10 protein-coding genes and 3 pseudogenes are annotated in these 20,456 nt (G+C 68.7%); 6 read left to right on the top strand and 7 right to left on the bottom strand.

What is annotated here, in order from left to right; all coding sequences use genetic code 11:
* The first annotated feature begins 297 nt into the window (after positions 1-297).
* Together AC3EN4_RS28650 and AC3EN4_RS28645 are read left to right on the top strand one after the other, a co-directional pair.
* On the top strand, positions 298-6,663 hold the full coding sequence (locus AC3EN4_RS28650) for an RHS repeat domain-containing protein (protein WP_435209327.1): 6,366 nt from the start codon (positions 298-300) through the stop codon (positions 6,661-6,663).
* An 845-nt stretch (positions 6,664-7,508) separates the two neighbouring features.
* Positions 7,509-8,194, top strand: a pseudogene (locus tag AC3EN4_RS28645) (transposase family protein); the annotation flags it as partial.
* On the opposite strand, the pseudogene AC3EN4_RS28640 reads toward AC3EN4_RS28645, so the two are convergent.
* The 4 genes and pseudogenes from AC3EN4_RS28640 to AC3EN4_RS28625 form a co-directional block, all read right to left on the bottom strand.
* Positions 8,154-8,375, bottom strand: a pseudogene (locus tag AC3EN4_RS28640) (1,4-alpha-glucan branching protein GlgB); the annotation flags it as partial. The pseudogenes AC3EN4_RS28645 and AC3EN4_RS28640 sit on opposite strands and share 41 nt — an antisense overlap.
* Before the next feature lie 284 nt (positions 8,376-8,659).
* Positions 8,660-9,052 carry a hypothetical protein gene (locus AC3EN4_RS28635; RefSeq protein ID WP_435209326.1) on the bottom strand — a complete coding sequence of 131 codons (393 nt, stop codon included), beginning with the start codon at positions 9,050-9,052 and terminating at the stop codon, positions 8,660-8,662.
* Positions 9,053-9,112: 60 nt separating this feature from the next.
* Positions 9,113-11,215, bottom strand: a complete 2,103-nt coding sequence (glgB, locus tag AC3EN4_RS28630) for a 1,4-alpha-glucan branching protein GlgB (RefSeq protein ID WP_435209324.1) — start codon at positions 11,213-11,215, stop codon at positions 9,113-9,115.
* 347 nt (positions 11,216-11,562) lie between these two features.
* Positions 11,563-13,611, bottom strand: a pseudogene (locus AC3EN4_RS28625) (alpha-1,4-glucan--maltose-1-phosphate maltosyltransferase); the annotation flags it as partial.
* 135 nt (positions 13,612-13,746) lie between these two features.
* On the opposite strand from AC3EN4_RS28625, the gene AC3EN4_RS28620 reads away from it, so the two are divergent.
* Both AC3EN4_RS28620 and AC3EN4_RS28615 read left to right on the top strand, forming a co-directional pair.
* Entirely contained in the window at positions 13,747-13,986 is a 240-nt protein-coding gene (locus AC3EN4_RS28620; RefSeq protein WP_151492799.1) for an AbrB/MazE/SpoVT family DNA-binding domain-containing protein, read from the top strand.
* A 37-nt stretch (positions 13,987-14,023) separates the two neighbouring features.
* Positions 14,024-14,431: a type II toxin-antitoxin system VapC family toxin gene (locus AC3EN4_RS28615; protein WP_435209322.1), complete on the top strand. Its 408-nt coding sequence runs from the start codon at positions 14,024-14,026 to the stop codon at positions 14,429-14,431.
* A 188-nt stretch (positions 14,432-14,619) separates the two neighbouring features.
* Here the strand turns inward: AC3EN4_RS28615 and AC3EN4_RS28610 are convergent, their stop codons facing one another.
* Positions 14,620-15,126, bottom strand: a complete 507-nt coding sequence (locus AC3EN4_RS28610; RefSeq protein ID WP_435209320.1) for a hypothetical protein — start codon at positions 15,124-15,126, stop codon at positions 14,620-14,622.
* Positions 15,127-15,130: 4 nt separating this feature from the next.
* Positions 15,131-16,336, bottom strand: a complete 1,206-nt coding sequence (glgA, locus tag AC3EN4_RS28605; RefSeq protein ID WP_435209318.1) for a glycogen synthase — start codon at positions 16,334-16,336, stop codon at positions 15,131-15,133.
* Positions 16,337-16,408: 72 nt separating this feature from the next.
* Here glgA and glgC point away from each other — a divergent pair, with 72 nt between their 5' ends.
* Together glgC and pgm are read left to right on the top strand one after the other, a co-directional pair.
* Positions 16,409-17,641: a glucose-1-phosphate adenylyltransferase gene (gene glgC, locus AC3EN4_RS28600; protein WP_278138510.1), complete on the top strand. Its 1,233-nt coding sequence runs from the start codon at positions 16,409-16,411 to the stop codon at positions 17,639-17,641.
* A 31-nt stretch (positions 17,642-17,672) separates the two neighbouring features.
* Positions 17,673-19,319, top strand: a complete 1,647-nt coding sequence (pgm, locus tag AC3EN4_RS28595) for a phosphoglucomutase (alpha-D-glucose-1,6-bisphosphate-dependent) (RefSeq protein WP_435209316.1) — start codon at positions 17,673-17,675, stop codon at positions 19,317-19,319.
* A gap of 125 nt (positions 19,320-19,444) precedes the next feature.
* On the opposite strand, the gene AC3EN4_RS28590 is transcribed toward pgm, so the two are convergent.
* A complete protein-coding gene (locus tag AC3EN4_RS28590; RefSeq protein ID WP_435209368.1) occupies positions 19,445-20,368 on the bottom strand; it encodes an NAD(+)/NADH kinase in 924 nt (307 codons plus the stop codon).
* Positions 20,369-20,456: the final 88 nt, after the last annotated feature.

The raw sequence follows: 20,456 nt of genomic DNA, 5'->3' as shown, positions 1-20,456 counted from the left end.
ATCGAGCGGCCACAGTGAAGCAGGCGTGACTGGCTGCGGGAAACGCCCGAGCGCCCTCGACGCCGTCCCTTTGGCGGTCAGTGGAACGCATTTGATGGCTTTGGCACGTGATCATCGTTACCGTGTCGTGACCTCGTGGGCGGTCGGACGTGAAACATTGTTCGCGCCACGGGGGTGCGCGACCCATCACCCTGCGTGGTTTCTATTTCAGCGAGCAGAGGTGAGGTCTGCATGACCGTCTACGGGGGATTACGCCTGCTCCCACGTCCTAGACGTCTGGCCGCGACTGTCGTGGCCATGTCTGTGGCGGCGGGCCTGTTGTCGGGAGCGCCAGCACTGGCCAAGCCGAAGGGGCCGGAGGTGGCGAAGGCGCCGGCGACGTCGCCGGGGCAGTCGGTCAAAGGTGTGAAGCCGTTGCCGACGAAGTTCGTCACGCCGCCGGATGACGCGAAGTCGACGTACCGTCCGACGCATACGGCGTGGCCGAAGGCGCTGTCGGCGAAGGTCGACCTGCCGGCCGCACCGGTTGCCGGGGCGCGGGGCGCGGCTGCGGCGAAGGCACGCGTGGCGGATGCGCCGGTGTGGGTTCAGCCGGCAGGAGAAAAGGCCGGCCCGCGCAGCCTGAAGGTGACGGTCGCCAATCGTAAGGCCGCCGAGGCCGCCGGGGTAGATGGCGTGCTGCTGTCTGTCGAACCGGACGCCAGCGCCGGTTCGGTCCGGGTCGGTGTGGACTACGCGGGGTTCGCCGAGGCGTTCGGCGGCAACTACGGATCGCGGTTGCGCCTGGTACGCCTGCCGTCGTGTGTCCTGACGACGCCGGCGGCGAGTGAGTGTCGGGTGCCCTCACCGCTGGCCTCGACGAATGACGCCGGGGCGAGGTCGGTGTCGGCGGAGGTGCCGATGGCCACCGACGCGGGTTCCCGGGCGGCGGGTGGCCTGACCGTCTTGGCGGCCGTCGCGGCTGCCGGCGAGGAGGGCGGTAAGGGTGGCACGTACGCGGCCACGGATCTGAAGCCGTCGGGTTCGTGGACCGGTGGTGGGAGTACAGGGTCGTTCACGTACTCGTATCCGATCAGCGTGCCGCCGGCGGCGTCGGATCTGGTGCCGACGGTGGCGTTGTCGTACGACTCGGGCAGTGTGGACGGGCAGACGGCGTCGACGAACGCGCAGGCTTCGTGGGTGGGTGACGGTTGGTCCACGCCGCGTTCGTTCGTGGAGCAGACGTTCGCGTCGTGCATGGACGAACCGGGTGGCAGCGCGTCTCCGGTGAAGACGCCGGACCGTTGCTACGACGGTCCGATGCTGACGCTGTCGTTGAATGGCTCGTCGACCGCCCTGGTGTGGGACGCGGCGAAGGAGGTGTGGAAGCCGGAGTCGGACAACGGCGAGGTGATCACCCACGTCGAGAACTCCAACAACGGCTCGGGGACGTACAACACCGACTACTGGCGGGTGACGCTGCGCGACGGCACGAGCTACGAGTTCGGCCGTAACCGGCTGCCAGGGTGGGCCTCGGACAAGGCGGAGACGAAGTCGGTGGACCACACGCCGGTGTACTCCCCGCACTCCGGCGACCCGTGTTACAAGGCGGCGGGGTTCACCTCGTCGGTGTGCACGATGGCGTACCGGTGGAACCTGGACTACGTCACCGACACCCACGGCAACGCGATGGCCTACTACTACGACCAGGCCACCAACTTCTACGGCCGTAACAAGGGCGCCTCGGACGAGTCCTACATCCGGGACAGCAACCTGGCGCGCATCGACTACGGCTTCACCGACGGCGGCGCGTACGGCACGGTGGCGAACCGGGTGGTCTTCAACACCGGTAACCGCTGCCTGTCGGGGACGTGTCAGCCGTTGAACTCGGCGAACAAGGCGAACTGGCCGGACGTGCCGTTCGACCTGATCTGCGGCTCGGGCACCGACTGTGATGACTGGAGCCCGTCGTTCTTCTCCACCGTGCGGCTGACCTCGATCGAGGCCCAGCAGTACAACACGGCCACCAAGCAGTACGAGAAGGTCGACTCGTACGCCCTGTCCCACAGCATGCCGGCCACCGGTGACGGCACCTCGCCGACGTTGTGGCTCAGCGATATCGCGCGCACCGGTCACGACACCAGCGCGGGTGGGTCCACCGAGGCGATCACGTTGCCGTCGGTGTCGTTCACCGGCATCAAGCTGCCCAACCGGGTCGACATCACCGGCGGCCTGCCGTCGTTCTACCGGCAGCGCATCGCCACGATCACCACCGAGACCGGTTCGGTGATCAGCCCCAGCTACGAGTTGCCGGTGCCGTGCACCGCCCCGGTCAGCACCGACCCGGCGACGAACACGAAGTCCTGCTACCCGGTCTACTGGACCCCGGACGGCTACGTGAACCCGTTCAAGGACTGGTTCAACAAGTACGCCGTCACTCGCGTGACGTCCACGGACCCGACCGGCGGCGCAGCGGCCCTGTCGACCAGCTACAAGTACCTCGGCGGCGCGGCCTGGCACTACGACGAGAACGAGGTCGTCAAGAGCAAGTACCGCAGCTACGGCCAGTTCCGCGGCTACGCAAAGGTGCAGACGTTCACCGGCGACGGTGTCAACGACCGCCGCACCCAGTCCGAGACCGCCTACTACCGCGGCATGTCGAAGAACAACAACAGCATCGTGCTGAACCTGACCGACTCCGTCGGCGGTAACCACGAGGACGTGGACGAACTCGCCGGCAAGGAGTTGGAGACCACCAAGTACCTCGGTGAGAACGGCCGTGTCGACTCCTCCACCATCACCTCCTACTGGGTGTCGGCGGCCACCGCGACCCGCAGCAGGACCGGACTGTCGGCGTTGACGGCGCAGTGGGTCGCGCCGGTCAAGACGTACACCCGCCAGGCCGTCACCAGCAGCGGCTCGGTGACCTGGCGCACCACCGCGTCCGAGAACAGCTACGACGCGAACACCACCAGCGCCACGTTCGGCGAGCTGAAGAACACCTACACCTACACCGTCCCGGTCGACACGGCGTACAACCAGTGCACCACCTACACCTACGCCCCGGCGAACACCAGCAACAACCTCGCCGGCCTGGTCAGCCAGACCGAAACCGTGGCCGTGGCCTGCGGCGGGTTCACCCAGGGCAGCCCGGCGTCGGTGCCGGGTAGCGTCAACACATTGACCGCCCCGGGCAGCGTCAACCGACCCGCCCAGGTCGTCAAGGCCGAACGTACCTTCTACGACGTCACCGACTTCTCCACGACGTTCCCGCAGACGGACGCCCCGTCGAAGGGCGACGTCACCCTCACCCAGACCGCCAAGGATTACACCTCCAGCGCGTACGTCTGGCAGACCACCGAACGCTCGACCTACGACAGCTACGGCCGGGTGACAGACTCGTACGACGCCAAGGGCAACAAGACCAGCAGCGGCTACACCATGAACAGCGCCAAATTGGTCACCGCCACCTCCAGCACCAACCCGGCGGGGCACGCTGGGTCGGTCACGCTGGACACGAAGCGCGGCATCCCGCTGGTCAGCACCGACGCCAACGGCGTCGTCACCACCCAGCGGTACGACGCGCTCGGCCGCGGAACGTCGGTGTGGCTGAACTCCCGTGCCACGAGCGTCGGGGCGGACTACAAGTTCAAGTACGCCGTCTCGAAGACGGGGGTGTCCGCCACCACGACGGAGAAACTGACCGAATCCGGCGGCTACCAGACGTCGATCACCATCTACGACGCGCTGCTGCGCACCCGCCAGACCCAGTCGATCACCCCAGCGGGTGGGCGGATGATCACGGACACCTTCTACGACACGCGCGGGTGGACCCGCGCGTCGTACAACGGTTGGTGGGACGACGCCTCGTTGCCGGCCGTCAGCACACCGGTGTCGGCGGTGGATCTGGGTAAGCAGGTGCCGAATCAGACGTTCACCACCTACGACGGCCTGGGTCGTGCGGTGATCGTGGCGGCGGCCAAGAACGGCGTGACCGTTTCGACGACGACCACGGTGTACGGCGGCGACCGCACCACTGTCGTGCCGCCGGCCGGCGGTGTCGTCTCTGCCACGCTCACCGACCCGCTCGGTCGGAAGAAGGAGTTGCAGGAGTACAGCGTCCGTCCCACGGTGACGACGCCGTCGGACACGTTCACCGGCACGTTCGCCGTCTCCGGCGGGACGGCGACGGTCAGTAAGTACGGCTACGACCAGCACGGCAACCAGTCGACGCTCACCGACGCCAGTAACAACGTGTGGACCTCGACGTACAACCTGCTCGGTCAGGTCGTGGCGAAGTCCGACCCGGATGCCGGTAGCAGCAGCATGAGCTACGACGCCAACGGCAACCTTCAGCAGTCCACCGACGGGCGCGGCAAGACCCTGTCGTTCACCTACGACTCCCTCGACCGCAAGACCGGGGAGTACGCATCCACGACGGCGAACCAGTCGTCGGCAAACCAACGCGCGGCATGGGTGTACGACAACAGCAACGGCGTCTCGGGGGTCACCAACGCGCTCGGGAAGCTGACCACCACCATTGCCTACCGCGGTGGGCAGGCGTACACCACCCAGCAGAAGGCGTTCAACGTCTTCGGTAGCTCGCTGGGCACAACGGTCACCATCCCCAGCACCGAGGGCGCCCTCGGCGGCTCGTACGCGTTCGGGCACACCTACTCCGCGACGCTGGGCCTGCTCCTGACCGACACCTATCCCGCCAAGGGCGGGCTGCCCGCAGAAGTCGTGGTACACGGCTACTCGGCGGATATGGATCTGCCCTCGACGCTCGGCGGGCTGCACGGCTACGCCAACACGGTCAGTTACGACGCCTACGGTCGGGTCGACCAGCAGACCCTCGGCATGAACACGAACCTGGCGTATGTCACCAACACCTACGACCCGCACACCAGCCGGCTGACCAACCAGCTCGTCACCCGCTCGACGGCGACCCCGTCGAACGTCGACGAGCAGGAGTACCAGTACGACCTGGTCGGCAACATCACCCGCAAGATCAGCAAGAGGTTGGGCGTCACCACCCCGGCGGAGACCCAGTGCTACGGCTACGACGGCCTGGCCCGACTCACCGAGGCCTGGACCGGCACCGACGCCTGCGCCGCCACGCCCACCGATGCCAACAAGTCCATGGTGGGCAACACCATCGGCGCGGGTAGCGCGTACTGGACCAGTTGGCAGATCGACCTGATCGGCAACCGCACCCAGCAGACCGAGCACAACCTCACCGGCGGCGCCGACACCAAGACCGTCTACGCGTACAACGGCAACGGTCAGAACAAGCCCCACACCCTGACCTCCACCACCACAACCGGCGGGACCACCGGCACCACGTCGTACTCGTACGACAACGCCGGCAACACCACCGGCCGCAACGCCGCCCAGGGCAACCAGACCCTCACCTGGGACGACGCCGGCAAACTCGCCACCGTGACCGGAGGCACCAGCGGCGACAACAGCTTCATCTACGACGCCGACGGCAACCTGCTGCTCCAAAAAGAGCCCGGCAAGAACACCCTCTACCTGCCCGGGCAACAACACACCCTCAACACCACGTCCACCGTCGTCACCGGCAGCCGCTACTACGCCCTCCCCGGCGGCGGCACCTGCATCCGCACCGGCAGCGGCACGGCGTACACCTTCGCCATCGTCGACCACCAGGGCACCCCATCGCTCTACCTCGACAACACCGCCCAGAATCCGACCTGGCGGCAGTACACGCCGTACGGCGGTGCCCGAGGTGCCGCCGTCGCCGCACCCGACAACCACGGCTTCCTCGACAAGCCGATCAGCCCCGCCGGAATCAGCATCGTGGGTGCTCGCGCCTACGATCCGACTCTCGGCCGCTTCATCTCGGTCGACCCGTTACAAGACGCGGCGCAACCGCAACAGTGGAACGGCTACTCCTACGCCAACAACACGCCAGTCTCGTCGAGCGACTCCACCGGGATGATTCCTGAGGATTGCATGCACTTTGACTGCTATGGCTACAGCCCCAGCAAGGGCTGCTACAAGGGGTGCGGTAGTGCAGAAAATGTAAAGTGGGGCCAAGCCAGCGGAAAGAGCACCACCAGGTCCCGCAAGCAAACGGAGGGCATCAATGCGCCGCCTTTCTACACTAAGGGCCACGAGGGGTGCCCGAGTTGGAAGCCTTGCCGTAGTAACGATGCTGGTCCGGAAAAGGGCAAGTCTGAGCAACCGCTGCCGCCGGAACTGGAGTACACCCACGACGACGCGTTGGACCCGATCCCCTACATCCCCAAGGGACGCTCGGATGTTTACGGGATGGGACTTGAAACTCAATGCCGTACCGCAGGGTGTGTGTTTGGTCAGGCTGTTTGCGAGTGGGAGTCCCAGCGATGCTCTTTTCAGTGGGGTATGAGGCTGCACGGCGAGGCAGCTACCGCATACTCCGTCGACATTAGCTACTCGATCTTTATTAACGGAAAGCCGGTGGTATCGAACCGCCATTATGGCCATGCAGAGCCGGGAACGTACATCTTCCATGGGCCTTGGGGGGCGCCCAGCTCCGATGGCAGTCGAGAGCGGGGCGTTGAAGGGCGCAATAAGTTGACCCGCGGCAAGAACGTTTCGATCCGGATTTATGGAACTGTGGTTCTACCTGGTGGTCAACCAGGAGTACTTGAGGGGGGAGGTTCCTGGAATCTCTGAGTGAACAGTGGCGGGCGCGTCCGCGGTCTTTGGGGCGGCCGCCCGCCACTGTCCAACAAGAGGGTTTGCTAGCTTCGATTGAAGCTAGCCGCCTTCGTTCAATTCTGAATGTCCCGGGCCTTGTAGGCAGCCCACGCGGGCTATAATATGCGGTACCTTTTTCGCATAGCAGAGCCAGCTAACTTCCTTCATCCCCTCAGGCCTGAGTGGCGATGCTCCATCCTGCTGTTCCAGTGGTCTGTGGACATGTGCGACGGTGCGATGGTCCGGGCATTCTGGCCAAGCCTTCCAGAGAACACCCATAATAGTGTCCTGAGCTGCTTCGGCGACACTTGCTACGATAGCGTCGGCGTTGTCCCCTGCTTGGATTTGTATTGGGGATCCATGGTATCGACCATCGCTCAAGGCTACAAATATCTCCTCACCTACATCAATTAGTCGCAGTCGGCCGGCGTCGCCAAGTTGTGCCGTCGAATCTTTCTGTGTTATCGAGAGGGCGTGGTCGAGAATGAGCCGTTCGTTAGCTTCCGATGATGGCATGCTTTGTCCTTCGTGATAGGCGCTGGACCGCGTTTATAAGATGTAGTGTCACCTGGATTGTATAGCCTTGGAGTCGCCCCAGCTCTGCGTGATTTGGGAGAGTGATTGGTAAGGCAGCGAGGACAAGTCTGCCGGTCCTTCCAACTCGACGATGTGGGGTTGTCGAGCAGGGCGCGCCATCACCAATCCATTTTCATCGTGATGAGGGGGCCTGAGCAGGCACTCAGCGGCGTGTCGCTACTCCAGATAGGATGAAGCTCCCGACAGCAGTCGACCAAGACGCACCGCCCAGCACGGGAGTTTCGTTGCTGAGCTATCCTGCCAGCATCCCGCTGTCCACGCGCAGCCTGACCCGCCTGACCGAGCTGATCCGCGACCGACGACGTGCGCTCGGGACCCGCTGGCGGAGGCTGCCCGCGTAGCAGCAGGCGCTGATGGCCCTGGCCCACCTGCGCAACGGCGACACCCTCACCCGCCTGGCCGCCGGCTTCGCCGTGTCGGTGGCCCCCGTTGTGGCGCTACCTACGCGAGGCCGTCGGCCTGATCGCCGCCCGCGCCGACGACCTCACCGTCGTCATGCGTCGAGCCGCCCGACTGGCCTACGCGATCCTCGACGGCACGCTGATCCCGATCGACCGGGTCGCCGACCAGCGGCCCTACTACTCCGGCAAGCACAAGCGCCACGGCATGAACGTGCAAGTCCTCGCCGACGCGGCCGGGCGACTGGTCTGGGCCTCACCCGCCCTGCCCGGCTCCGTCCACGACTTCACCGCAGCCCGCACCCACAGCCTGATCGACGCCCTGACCAGCACCCAACGTGCTGAGCTTCGCGGACAAGGGCTACCAAGGCGCCCGCGGCACCGTTTGGACCCCATTCAAACGCCGCCGCACCCGCCTGTCCCGCCGGTAGAAGTCCGTCAACCGGCACCACGCCAAGATCCGAGCCGTCCGGGGGCGATGCGGACGAAGGAGACGGTGTTGTTGGCGACGTCGTCTCCGGCGATCCAGCGGAACCCGGCCGGTTCGGTGTCCTGCGCCCAGAGTGCCGGGGTGGCCCGGTAGACGCGGTTGAGGTCACCGACGAGCCGCTGCACGCGGGCGCGGGCCGGGTCGTGCAGCAGGTGCCAGTCGAGACTGCGCTCCTCGCTCCACTCCCGGTCGTCGGCCAGCTCGGAGTCCCCGCCAGCGGCGACGTACACGCTCGCCTGTTCGTTCAGCCACCACTGCGGCAGCCCTAGCTCGTCCGCGACGGCCCGCGCTTCGTCGAGGACGATGCCGTGCGGTTGAAAAACGGCGTCTATGTCCCGCGTCGCCCGGCGGGCGTCGTAGGCCAGCGCCATGGCAGTTCCTCCGAAGGTGTACAGGTCGGCGACCACACCCCGCTTTGCCAGCCGGTCGCCGAGCCTGCGGAAGGCGTCCTCGATGGCAGTTCGATCCAGCAGCGGGCCATCGGCGCTCACGCGACCTTCAACTCCTGCGGGGAGATGAAGACCCCACGGCGCCGGAATGCCGCAGGCGCGTGCACCACCGCGTCGACGCGGGCGGCGCGCGTGTTGAAGGGGAACCAGAACTGCCGTAGCGACCGCGTCTCGACCCACGAGGGTGCGCCGCGCCCGTCGCGGGCGGAGAGATACTCCGCCAATGCCGCGAGGAAGACATCCCAATGATTGTCACCGGTTGGCGCTGGCTCCTGGATCAGCAGGTCAGCGCGATGCTCGGATGCTTCCCAGCCGTACTCCTCCAGGAACTCCGCCACCAGACGCCACCGCCTGGTGTCGTCGCTCCCGACGAGCAGAACACCCAGCCGGGCGATCGTCATCGGTTCGTACCTCGCAGCACGATTGCTCACGGCGTCAACGCTAGTACAGGTCCGCGCCGATCAGCCGTAAGCCCTGGCTGGCGGTGACAGTCAGCTCTGGCGGAGCCAGATGACGCCCAGTGGGGGCACCTGGAGGGCCGCCGACGCCACCATCCCGTGCCACGGCACGTCCTCGGCGTGCACCGCGCCCAGGTTGCCCACCCCGGACCCGCCGTAGTGGTGGGCGTCGGTGTTGAGCGCCTCGGTCCACGTACCGCCGGCCGGAAGCCCGATCCGGTAGTCGTGCAGCGGCTGGGCCGAGAAGTTCGCCACGCACACCAGCGTCGAGCCGTCCGGGGCGATCCGGACGAAGGAGACGGTGTTGTTGGCGACGTCGTCGCCCGCGATCCACCGGAAGCCGGCCGGTTCGGTGTCCTGCGCCCACAGCGCCGGGGTGCCCCGGTAGACGCGGTTCAGGTCACCGACGAGCCGCTGCACGCCGGCGCGGGCCGGGTCGTGCAGCAGGTACCAGTCGAGGCCGCGCTCCTCGCTCCACTCCCGGTCGTCGGCCAACTCGGAGCCCATGAACAGCAGCTGCTTGCCGGGGTGCGCCCACATGTACGCCAGCAGTGCCCGGACGTTCGCCAGGCGCTGCCAGGTGTCGCCGGGCATCTTGCCGGCCAGCGAGCCCTTGCCGTGCACCACCTCGTCATGGCTGATCGGCAGCACGTAGTTCTCGCTCCAGGCGTACGCCAGGGAGAAGGTGAGCTGGTGGTGATGGTGCTGGCGGTAGATCGGGTCCTTGGACGTGTAGAGCAGGGTGTCGTGCATCCAGCCCATGTTCCACTTGAACCCGAAGCCCAGCCCGCCGTCGGCGGTGGACCGGGTGACCCCCGGCCAGGCGGTCGACTCCTCGGCGATCATCACGACCCCGGCGTGGTGCTTGTAGACCGTCGCGTTCACCTCCTGCATGAGCGCGATGGCCTCCAGGTTCTCCCGACCGCCGTACTGGTTGGGGGCCCACTGGCCCTCCTCGCGGGAGTAGTCCAGGTAGAGCATCGAGGCGACCGCGTCGACCCGCAGCCCGTCGACGTGGAACTGGTCGCACCAGTAGAGCGCGTTGGCGACCAGGAAGTTGCGCACCTCGCGGCGGCCGAAGTCGAAGACGTACGTGCCCCAGTCGGGGTGCTCCCCGCGCCGCGGGTCGGGGTGCTCGTAGAGCGGGGTGCCGTCGAAGCGGGCGAGGGCCCACTCGTCCTTCGGGAAGTGGGCGGGCACCCAGTCGAGGATCACGCCGATGCCGGCGGCGTGCAGGGCGTCGACCAGGTGCCGGAACTCGTCCGGGTCGCCGAACCGGGAGGTCGGGGCGTAGTAGCCGGTCACCTGGTAGCCCCAGGAACCGCCGAACGGGTGCTCCATCACGGGCAGGAACTCCACATGCGTGAAGCCCAGTTCGGTGACGTACGCGGTGAGCTGGTCGGCCAGCTCACGGTAGCCGAGGCCGGGCCGCCACGAGCCGAGGTGCACCTCGTACACGCTCATCGGCTCCTGGTGCGGCTGCCGCCCGGCCCGCCGGGCCAACCAGTCGGCGTCGTTCCACCGGTACGTCGAGTGGTGCACCACCGAGGCGGTGGCCGGCGGCACCTCCGCGTACGCCGCCAGGGGATCGGCCTTGTCCCGCCACTGCCCGTCGGCGCCGAGCACCCGGTACTTGTAGCGGGCCCCGACCCGGGCGTTGGGCACGAACAGCTCCCACACGCCGCTGGAGCCGAGCGACCGCATCGGCCAGCCGTCGTCGGCACCCCAGCCGGTGAAGTCACCGATCACGCGCACGCCCTGGGCGTTCGGCGCCCAGACGCTGAACGCCACGCCCTCGTCGAAGACCCGCGCGCCGAGCGCGTCCCACAGCCGCTCGTGCCGACCCTCGCCGATGAGGTGCAGGTCCAGCTCGCCGAGGGTGGGCGGGTAGCGGTACGGGTCGTCGTGCGCCGTGCCGTCGACCTCCACCCGGTAGTCGAGCACGGTGCCCTCGACCTGCGCCTCGAAGACGCCCAGGTCGTGCACCCGCTTCATTGGATGCCGCTCGTCGCCGACGAGCAGTGCCACGTCGCCCGCGCCCCGGCGCATCGTGCGGATCGTGGTCGACCCGTCGGCGGGGTGTGCCCCGAGCAGCGCGTGCGGGTCGTGCGTCACACCGGTGATCAGCTGGTCCATCGGTCGTCCTTCGGGGCGGCGTCGGTCGGTGCGGAGGCGGGCGGGCGGGTGGCAGCCGGGCGGGGCGCGGACGGGCGACCGCCCGAGGAGTTGGCGGCAGCCGCACGGGCCGCCGCACGGAACGCCAGCGTGGCCGGCGTCGCCACCCCGCTGGCCGGGGCCGCCGGCCTGCTGGCCGGGTTCACGGGCGCGGCGACCGGAGGCGGCGCAGCGCTGGCCCGGGGCGGCGGCGCGCTGGCCGGGGCCGCCGGGGCCGTAACCGGGGGCGGCGTCGAGCCAGCGTCGGCCGTCGGTCCAGCGTCGGCCGTCGAGCCAGCGCCCGCCGCCGTGCCCGTGGCGGATGTCGGTGCCGGAGTCGTCGGTGAGGTGCCGCCGGAGATCTCGTCCGGGACGTCGGCGACGGTGAGGTCCGCCGGTTCGACACCGGCCGGCTCGGGTACGGCGGGCGGCGTCGGGCGGCGGACGGTCAGCACGTGCGCCGGTTGCAGGTACGGGTCGAGGCGTACCGCGTTGCGCTGCCCCCAGTCGTAGCTGGCGCCGGTCAGCTCGTCGTACACGGTGAAGCGTTCGTGCCAGTCGAACCCGAGCGCCGGCATGTCGAGCGTCGTGTTGCCCCACTGCACCTCACGCGAGTCGAACGAGCAGACCACGATGACCGTGTTGCCGGTCTCCGGGTCGTGCTTCGACCAGCACAGCAGCGCCGGGTTGTCGATCTCGTGGAAGCGCAGGTTGCGGAGCTGGTGCAGGGCCGGGTTGTCGCGGCGTACCCGGTTGAGGGTGGTCAGGAACGGCGCCAGAGAGCGGCCCTGCGCCTCGGCGGCGGCCCAGTCGCGCGGGCGCAGCTCGTACTTCTCGTTGTCCAGGTACTCCTCGGCGCCCGGGCGGGCCACGTGCTCGAACAGCTCGTAGCCCGCGTACAGGCCCCAGGAGGGGGACAGCAGCGCGGCCAGCACCGCCCGGATCTTGAACATCGGCGGGCCGCCGTGCTGCAACGATTCGTGCAGGATGTCCGGCGTGTTCGGCCAGAAGTTCGGCCGCATGTAGTCGGCCGACTCGACCAGCTCCTCGCAGTACTCCCGCATCTGCGCGGCCGTCGTGCGCCAGGTGAAATAGGTGTACGACTGCGTGAAGCCGATCTTGCCGAGCCCGTGCATGATCGCCGGCCGGGTGAACGCCTCGGCCAGGAACAGCACGTCCTTGTCGACCTTCTTGACCTCGGCGATCAGCCAGTGCCAGAAGTCGAACGGCTTGGTGTGCGGGTTGTCCACCCGGAAGATCCGGATGCCCTCGCCCACCCAGTGCAGCACCACCCGCAGCACCTCGGCCCGGATGCCCTCCGGGTCGTTGTCGAAGTTGATCGGGTAGATGTCCTGGTACTTCTTCGGCGGGTTCTCCGCGTACGCGATGCTGCCGTCGGCCCGGGTGGTGAACCACTCCGGGTGCTCGGTCACCCAGGGGTGGTCCGGCGCGCACTGCAACGCCAGGTCCATCGCCACCTCCAGGCCCTGCGCCGCGGCCGCCTCGATGAAGGCCCGGAAGTCCGCCGGCGTACCCAGATCGGGGTGGATGGTGTCGTGGCCGCCCTCGGCGGCGCCGATGGCCCACGGCGAGCCCACGTCGGTCGGTCCGGCGGTGAGCGCGTTGTTGCGGCCCTTGCGGTTGATCCGGCCGATCGGGTGGATCGGCGGCAGGTAGAGCACGTCGAAGCCCATCGCGGCGACACCCGGCAGCCGCTCGGTCGCGGTGGCGAAGGTCCCGGAGCGACCACCCGCCGCTCCTTCGGAGCGCGGGAAGAACTCGTACCAGGCCGAGAAGAGGGCCCGCTTGCGGTCAACCCAGAGGGAGTACGCGTCAGAGACCGTCACCAACTCACGCACCGGGTGCTCCCAGAGCAGGTCGGCCAGCGCCAGCGCCGGCCCGACGCGCTGCCCCAGCGACAGGTCGGTGTCGGCGAGGGCGGTCAACGCGTCGGCGACGCGGGCCCGGTCGGCGGCCGGTACGAGGTCCCGGGCGGCGGCCAGCACCCGGGCGCCCTCGGCCAGGTCGTTGGCGAGGTCGACCGCGCCCTGCCCGGCGGCGATCTTCTTGGTGACCGCGTTCTGCCAGGTCAGGTACGGGTCCTGGAACGCCTCGACGGCGAACGTCCACGCGCCGACGGCGTCCGGGACGATGGTGGCGTGCCAGCGGTCCTGGCCCGGCTCGCCGGGGCGCATCCGCGTGAACGGCCGTTGCTCGCCGTCCGGTCCGGCCCACACCACGTTGCAACCCAGCGCGTCGTGCCCCTCCCGGTAGGCGCGCGCCGACACCGGAACCGGCTCGTCGACGACCGCCTTGGCCGGGTACCGCCCGCACGAGACGACGGGGGAGACGTCTTCGATCGGGAACCGTCCTGTCACCCCGCCAACCTACTGTGCGAGATCGGCTCGCGCGCGGCCAAGCACCCCGGTCAGTCCCTGGCGCGGCTCGCCAGGACGCGCCGCGTAACGAGGGGTGTCACGTATCGTTGGTATTACGTGACGGAGGTACCGAGCATGCGGCTGAACAGCAAGGGCCAGGTGACCATCCCGGCCGCGCTGCGAGCCCGTTACAACCTGCATGAGGGCGATGAGGTCGACGTGGTCGAGGAGGGAGGGGCCCTGCGCATAGTGCGCGTGCAGGGCGCCGAAACCCGAGGTCAACGCCTCGTCCGACACATGCGCGGGCGGGGCAGCGCCAAGGAGACCGAGCACATGTCCACCGAGGAACTGATGGAGCTGCTGCGTGGCGAATGAGAGGCTGCGCGCAGTGCCATCGCGTCCAACCGGCGTAGTGACAACCCTGGTCGATACCAACGTGCTGCTGGACGTCTTCACCGACGACCCTAAGTGGGCCCAGTGGTCTGCCACCGCCCTCGCCGAGACCCGCGACGCGGGCCACCTAGTGATCAACCCCATCGTGTACGCGGAAGTGTCGGTCCGTTTCGCCCGCATCGAGGAACTGGACGAGGCACTGCCGGCCGGGGAATTCCTCCGCGAGGAATTGCCCTACCTGGCCGGCTTTCTTGCGGGCAAGGCATATGCGCGGTACCGGAAGCTCGGCGGCACCAAGCGCTCGCCGGTGGCCGACTTCTACATCGGTGCACACGCTGCCGTCTGCCGATACCACCTCTTGACCCGTGACGGAGCGCGCTACCGCACGTACTTCCCAACCTTGACGCTGATCACGCCGGACGACTAACACCGCTCTGCAGGTTGGGACGGTCCGCAGGCCGCAACATCGCGCAACATCCTGGTTGTAGTGGCATCGGTGCGTCACCGATGCCACTAGATCCTGGTTCGAGCGTGACCTTGAAGGGATTCCCCCCCCGGGGGGCGCGTCAGCCTGAGGCCGGGGGCCTTCAGCGCTCTCCGGATCAGGCGCGGTGGTTACCGCGCCCGTCGCATTCCCTCCGGGGACGGCGGTCTGCGGCCGGCGGTGAGCAGGCGCTCGATCCGGGCGTACTCGGCGGTCATCTCCGGGGTGGCGAGGACGTCGTCCAGGTCGACCGAGACCTGGAAGTCGACCTCCTCGATCGAGCGGATGGCCAGCTCGTAGATCTCGCCGCGCCGGTTCTCCTCCAGGTAGGTGGTCCAGTGCTCCAGCGCGGTGAAGGCCGTCAGGAGCCCCTGATCCAGGTCGCCGTCGGCGAGGACGCCCTCGTCGATCCGTACCAGCAGCGCGCGCAGTTCCGCCGCGTCGGCCGTCCGGACGGTCTCGCGGGCAGTGGCGAGCGCCGCCCACGCGTCCCCGGTCAGCTCGTCGTCGACGGCGGTGTCGAGCAGGTCCTCGCGGGTCAGTCGGGTGACCGTGTCGAGGCCGAACGCGCGCAGGTTGTCCTCGCCCGCCGCGATGACCAACTCAAGGATCGCGGCTTCGAGTTCGTCGTACCGCATGTCCTCAGCCCGCGATGACCGAGCGGTAGATGTCCAGGGTCTGCCGGGCGATGGCGTCCCAGGAGAAGTGCTCCACCGCGCGCCGCCGGCCGGCCAGACCGAACCGCTCGGTACGCGCCGGGTCGGCGAGCAGCGTGTTGATCGCCGCCGCCAGGTCGGCCACGAACGTCTCCGGCTTCAGCGGCGTGCCCGACCCGTCGGTGGCCTGCTCGATCGGCACCAGCAGGCCCGTCTCGCCGTCCGCCACCACCTCGGGGATGCCGCCGGTGGCGGTCGCCACCACGGCCGTCTCGCAGGCCATCGCCTCCAGGTTGACGATGCCCATCGGCTCGTACACCGACGGGCAGACGAAGACCGTGGCGTGGGTGAGCACCTGGATCACCTCGGGCTTGGGCAGCATCTCGGCCACCCAGACGACGCCGGAGCGGTTGGCCCGCAGCTCGGCCACCAGCTCCTCGACCTCGGTGGCGATCTCCGCCGTGTCGGGCGCGCCGGCCAGCAGCACGAGCTGCGTGTCGGCGGGCAGCTCCCGGGCGGCCCGCAGCAGGTAGGGCAGGCCCTTCTGGCGGGTGATCCTTCCCACGTAGACCACGCTGGGCAGCGCCGGGTCGATGCCGAGTCGGTCGAGCACGTCGGTGCCGGAGTCCGGGGCGTACTGCACGGTGTCGATGCCGTTGTAGACCACCCGGACCTTCGACGGGTCGATCTGCGGGTACGCGGCCAGCACGTCGCTGCGCATGCCCGCGCTGACCGCGATCACCGCGTCGGCGGCCTCCATCGCGGTGCGCTCGATCCACGAGGAGAGCGCGTAGCCGCCGCCCAGCTGCTCGGCTTTCCACGGCCGCAGCGGCTCCAGGCTGTGCGCGGTCACCACGTGCGGGACCCCGTGCAGCAGCTTCGCGGTGTGCCCGGCCAGGTTCCCGTACCAGGTGTGGCTGTGCACCACGTCGGTGCCGGCGGTACCGGCGGCCATCTCCAGGTCCACGCCCATCGTCCGCAGCGCGGCGTTCGCGCCGGTCAGGCCCGGCGGATCGGCGTACGCCGTGACACCCGGCTCGGTACGCGGCAGGCCGAAGCAGTGCACCCGGACGTCGGCGAGGCGACGCAGCTCCCGGGCCAGGTACTCGACGTGCACGCCCGCGCCGCCGTAGACCTCCGGCGGGTACTCGCGGGTGAGCAGGTCGACGCGCAGCGGGGTGGGTTCCGTCATGACCCCGCACCCTAGTGCAGAAGACTCCCCGTACGAGTGGTGAAGTGGCACGCGGGTGGATAGCGTCGGGGCATGGCTGCCAAGGTGCTCGCGATCGTCCTGGCGGGTGGGGAGGGCAAGCGCCTGATGCCACTCACCACGGACCGGGCCAAGCCGGCCGTCCCGTTCGGCGGGATGTACCGCATGGTCGACTTCGTCCTCTCCAACCTGGCCAACGCCGGCTATCTCAAGATCGTCGTGTTGACCCAGTACAAGTCCCACTCCCTCGACCGACACATCACCAAGACCTGGCGGATGTCCACGCTGCTCGGCAACTACGTCACCCCGGTGCCGGCGCAGCAGCGCCGTGGTCCGTGGTGGTTCGCCGGCTCGGCCGACGCCATCTACCAGAGCTTCAACCTCATCAACGACGAGCAGCCCGACTACGTGATCGTCTTCGGCGCCGACCACATCTACCGGATGGACCCCCGGCAGATGGTGGAGGACCACATCGCCTCCGGCGCCGCGGTCACCGTCGCCGGCATCCGCCAGCCGCTGTCGATGGCCGACCAGTTCGGCGTCATCGAGGTCGGCGAGGACGGCCGGAAGATCCGCGCGTTCCGCGAGAAGCCCACCGACGCGGTCGGCCTGCCCGACGCGCCGGACGAGATCTACGCCTCGATGGGCAACTACGTCTTCACCACCCGGGCGCTCTGCGAGGCGGTCGAACGCGACGCCGCCGACAAGAGCAGCAAGCACGACATGGGCGGCAGCATCATCCCCATGCTCGTCGAGCGGGGCGAGGCGAACGTCTACGACTTCCGGGACAACGAGGTGCCGGGCAGCACCGACCGGGACCGGGGCTACTGGCGTGACGTGGGGACGCTCGACTCGTTCTACGACGCGCACATGGATCTGATCAACGTGCACCCGGTGTTCAACCTCTACAACTTCGACTGGCCGATCTACACCGAGCAGCCGCCGTGGCCGCCGGCCAAGTTCGTCCACCAGTGGGGTGAGCGGGTCGGCCGGGCGGTCGGCTCGATGGTCTCCCCGGGCGTGGTGATCTCCGGCTCGCTCGTGGAGAACTCGATCGTCTCGCCGAAGGTGCGGGTGCACTCCTGGGCGCACGTCGAGGGCTCGGTGCTGATGGAGGGCGTGGAGATCGGCCGACACGCGGTGGTCCGACGGGCGATCCTGGACAAGAACGTGTTCGTCCCCGAGGGCGTCGAGATCGGCGTCGACCTGGAGAAGGACCGCCAGCGTTACACCGTCTCCGACAACGGCATCGTGGTCATCGGCAAGGGCCAGAAGGTCGAGCCGTGACCGACAGGCACTCTTCGAGGAGGATCCCGCAGTGACCCATCCCCGTGCCGGCCAGCCCGCCGAGCCCGCCGACCTGGTCGACGTGCCGCGCCTGGTCACCGCCTACTACGCCGAGCATCCGGACCCCGCGGACCCGGCGCAGCAGGTCTCCTTCGGCACCTCCGGTCACCGGGGCTCCAGCCTGCGCAACGCGTTCAACTCCGACCACATCGTCGCGGTCACCCAGGCGCTCTGCGACTACCGGCGGGAGCAGGGCCTCGACGGGCCGCTCTTTCTCGCTCGGGACACCCACGCGCTCTCCGCGCCGGCCGCCGTGGACGCCCTCGAGGTCCTCGCCGCCAACGGCGTGACCGTGCTGGTGGACAGCCGGGACGGCTACACCCCCACGCCGGCGCTGTCGCACGCGATCCTCACCCACAACCGGGGTCGTACCAGCGGTCTCGCCGACGGCATCGTCATCACCCCGTCGCACAACCCGCCGGACGACGGCGGTTTCAAGTACAACCCCACCAACGGTGGGCCCGCCGACACCGACGTCACCCGGTGGATCCAGGACCGGGCCAACGCCATCCTGGCCGCCGGGCTCAAGGAGGTCCGGCGGATCACGTACGCGCGGGCCCGCGCCGCCGACACCACCGGGGAGTACGACTTCCTCGCCCACTACGTCGACGACCTGCCGGCGGCGATCGACATCGACGCCATCCGCGACGCCGGCATCCGGATCGGCGCGGACCCGCTGGGCGGGGCGAGCGTGGCGTACTGGGGGGAGATCGCCGAGCGGCACCGGCTCGACCTGACGGTGGTCAACCCGACGGTCGACCCGACCTGGCGGTTCATGACCCTGGACGGCGACGGCAAGATCCGGATGGACTGCTCCTCGCCGAACGCGATGGCGTCGCTGATCGCGGCGCGGGCCGACTACCAGATCTCCACGGGCAACGACGCGGACGCCGACCGGCATGGCATCGTCACCCCCGACGGCGGCCTGATGAACCCGAACCACTTCCTGGCGGTGGCGATCGGCCACCTGTTCCGGACCCGCGCCGACTGGGGTCCGGCCGCCGCCGTCGGCAAGACCCTGGTGTCGTCCTCGATGATCGACCGGGTGGCCGCCGACCTGGGCCGGCCGCTGCTGGAGGTGCCGGTCGGGTTCAAGTGGTTCGTGCCCGGCCTGCTGGACGGGGCGGTCGGCTTCGGCGGCGAGGAGAGCGCCGGGGCGTCGTTCCTGCGCCGCGACGGCTCGACCTGGACCACCGACAAGGACGGCATCCTGCTCTGCCTGCTCGCCTCCGAGATCCTGGCCACCACCGGGCGTAGCCCGAGCGAGCACTGGGCGGAGCTGGCCGAGCGCTTCGGCGCGCCCGCGTACGCGCGCATCGACGCCCCGGCGACCCGCGAGCAGAAGGCGGTGCTGGCCAAGCTCTCCCCGGACCAGGTCACCGCCACCGAGCTGGCCGGCGAACCGATCACCGCCACCCTGACCACCGCCCCTGGCAACAACGCCCCGATCGGCGGCCTGAAGGTCAGCACCAAGTCCGGCTGGTTCGCCGCCAGGCCCTCGGGCACGGAGGACGTCTACAAGATCTACGCCGAGTCCTTCCAAGGTCCCGACCACCTCAAGAAGATCCAGGAAGAAGCCAAAACCCTGGTGGACCAAGCCCTAACCCAAACCCCCTAACCCCCCGGCCCCCTCCACTCCAGCTGATCAAGAGGTTTGCGTCACGACACGCCGGACGGCATGACGCATACCTCTTGATCAACGGCGGTGAGGGCGGGGGGCGGGGGCAGCAGGATGGGTGGTCTTCAGCAGGGTGGGGGGTCGGCTGGTGGGGGCAGTTGCTGGCCTCGTCGGCGTAGCTCTTCGGGGAGCAGTTCGCGCAGTTGCTCGGGGAGGAACGGCAGGTCGAGCAGCGTCATCTTCAACTGGTTGCGCTCCTGGTAACGCAGCGGGTCGAAGCGGACCACCAGACCGGCGTCGCGGCGGTACGAGATGTCCACCGCCCCCTCCGTCGCCGCGTCGCGGAACACCAGCCCGTCCATCTCCACCACCACCGGCGACGAGTTGGGCTGTAGCTCCAACCGGATCTTCTCGTCCGGGGAGAGCACCACCGCCCGCGAGATGCCGGCCATCGGCGCTGCCGGCGTGATCACCACCGAGTCCGCCGCCGGGGAGATCAGCGGACCGCCGGCGGCGTAGCTGTACGCCGTCGAGCCGATCGGGGTGCTGACCACCACGGCGTCGCTGCGGTAGTAGCCGTACTGCTGGCCGTCAATGGCGAGCGTGACGCTGACGAAGCCGGCGCCCGGCTGGCGCACCAACGCGATGTCGTTGAAGGCCACCACGTCGTCGCCGCACACGTCGCAGGCGAGGCAGGCGTGCGACTCGACGGTGAAATCCTTCGACAGCAGCCGGCCCAGCGCTTCGGGCAGCTCCGGCGGCTCGATCTCGACCAGGAAGCCGAGCCGACCCAGGTGGACGCCGAGCACCGGCTTCGGGTCCAGGATGGCGGAGCGCAGCGCGCCCAGCATGGTGCCGTCGCCGCCGATGCTGATCAGCGCGTCGGCGCGGGCGGCCACCTCCTTGTCGGGCAGGGGCTCGACGGTGGCCGGCACCCGGTGCTTGTCCTGGGCGCGCACGTAGAGCGTCTTGTGGTGGCGCGTGGCCCACCGTTCGATGACCCCGACCACCTCGGTGACATCCCGGGTGGGGTGCAGTACCAGACCCAGCCCCGACACCCGTACAGCTCACCACACAGGTGTCGGACGCGTCCGGCGTACACCCGAAGGTGGGGGGGGGGGGGGGGGGGGGGGGGGG

It is taken from the genome of Micromonospora sp. bgisy143 (assembly GCF_057708145.1).
This window is presented reverse-complemented; position numbering and strand designations above follow the sequence as displayed.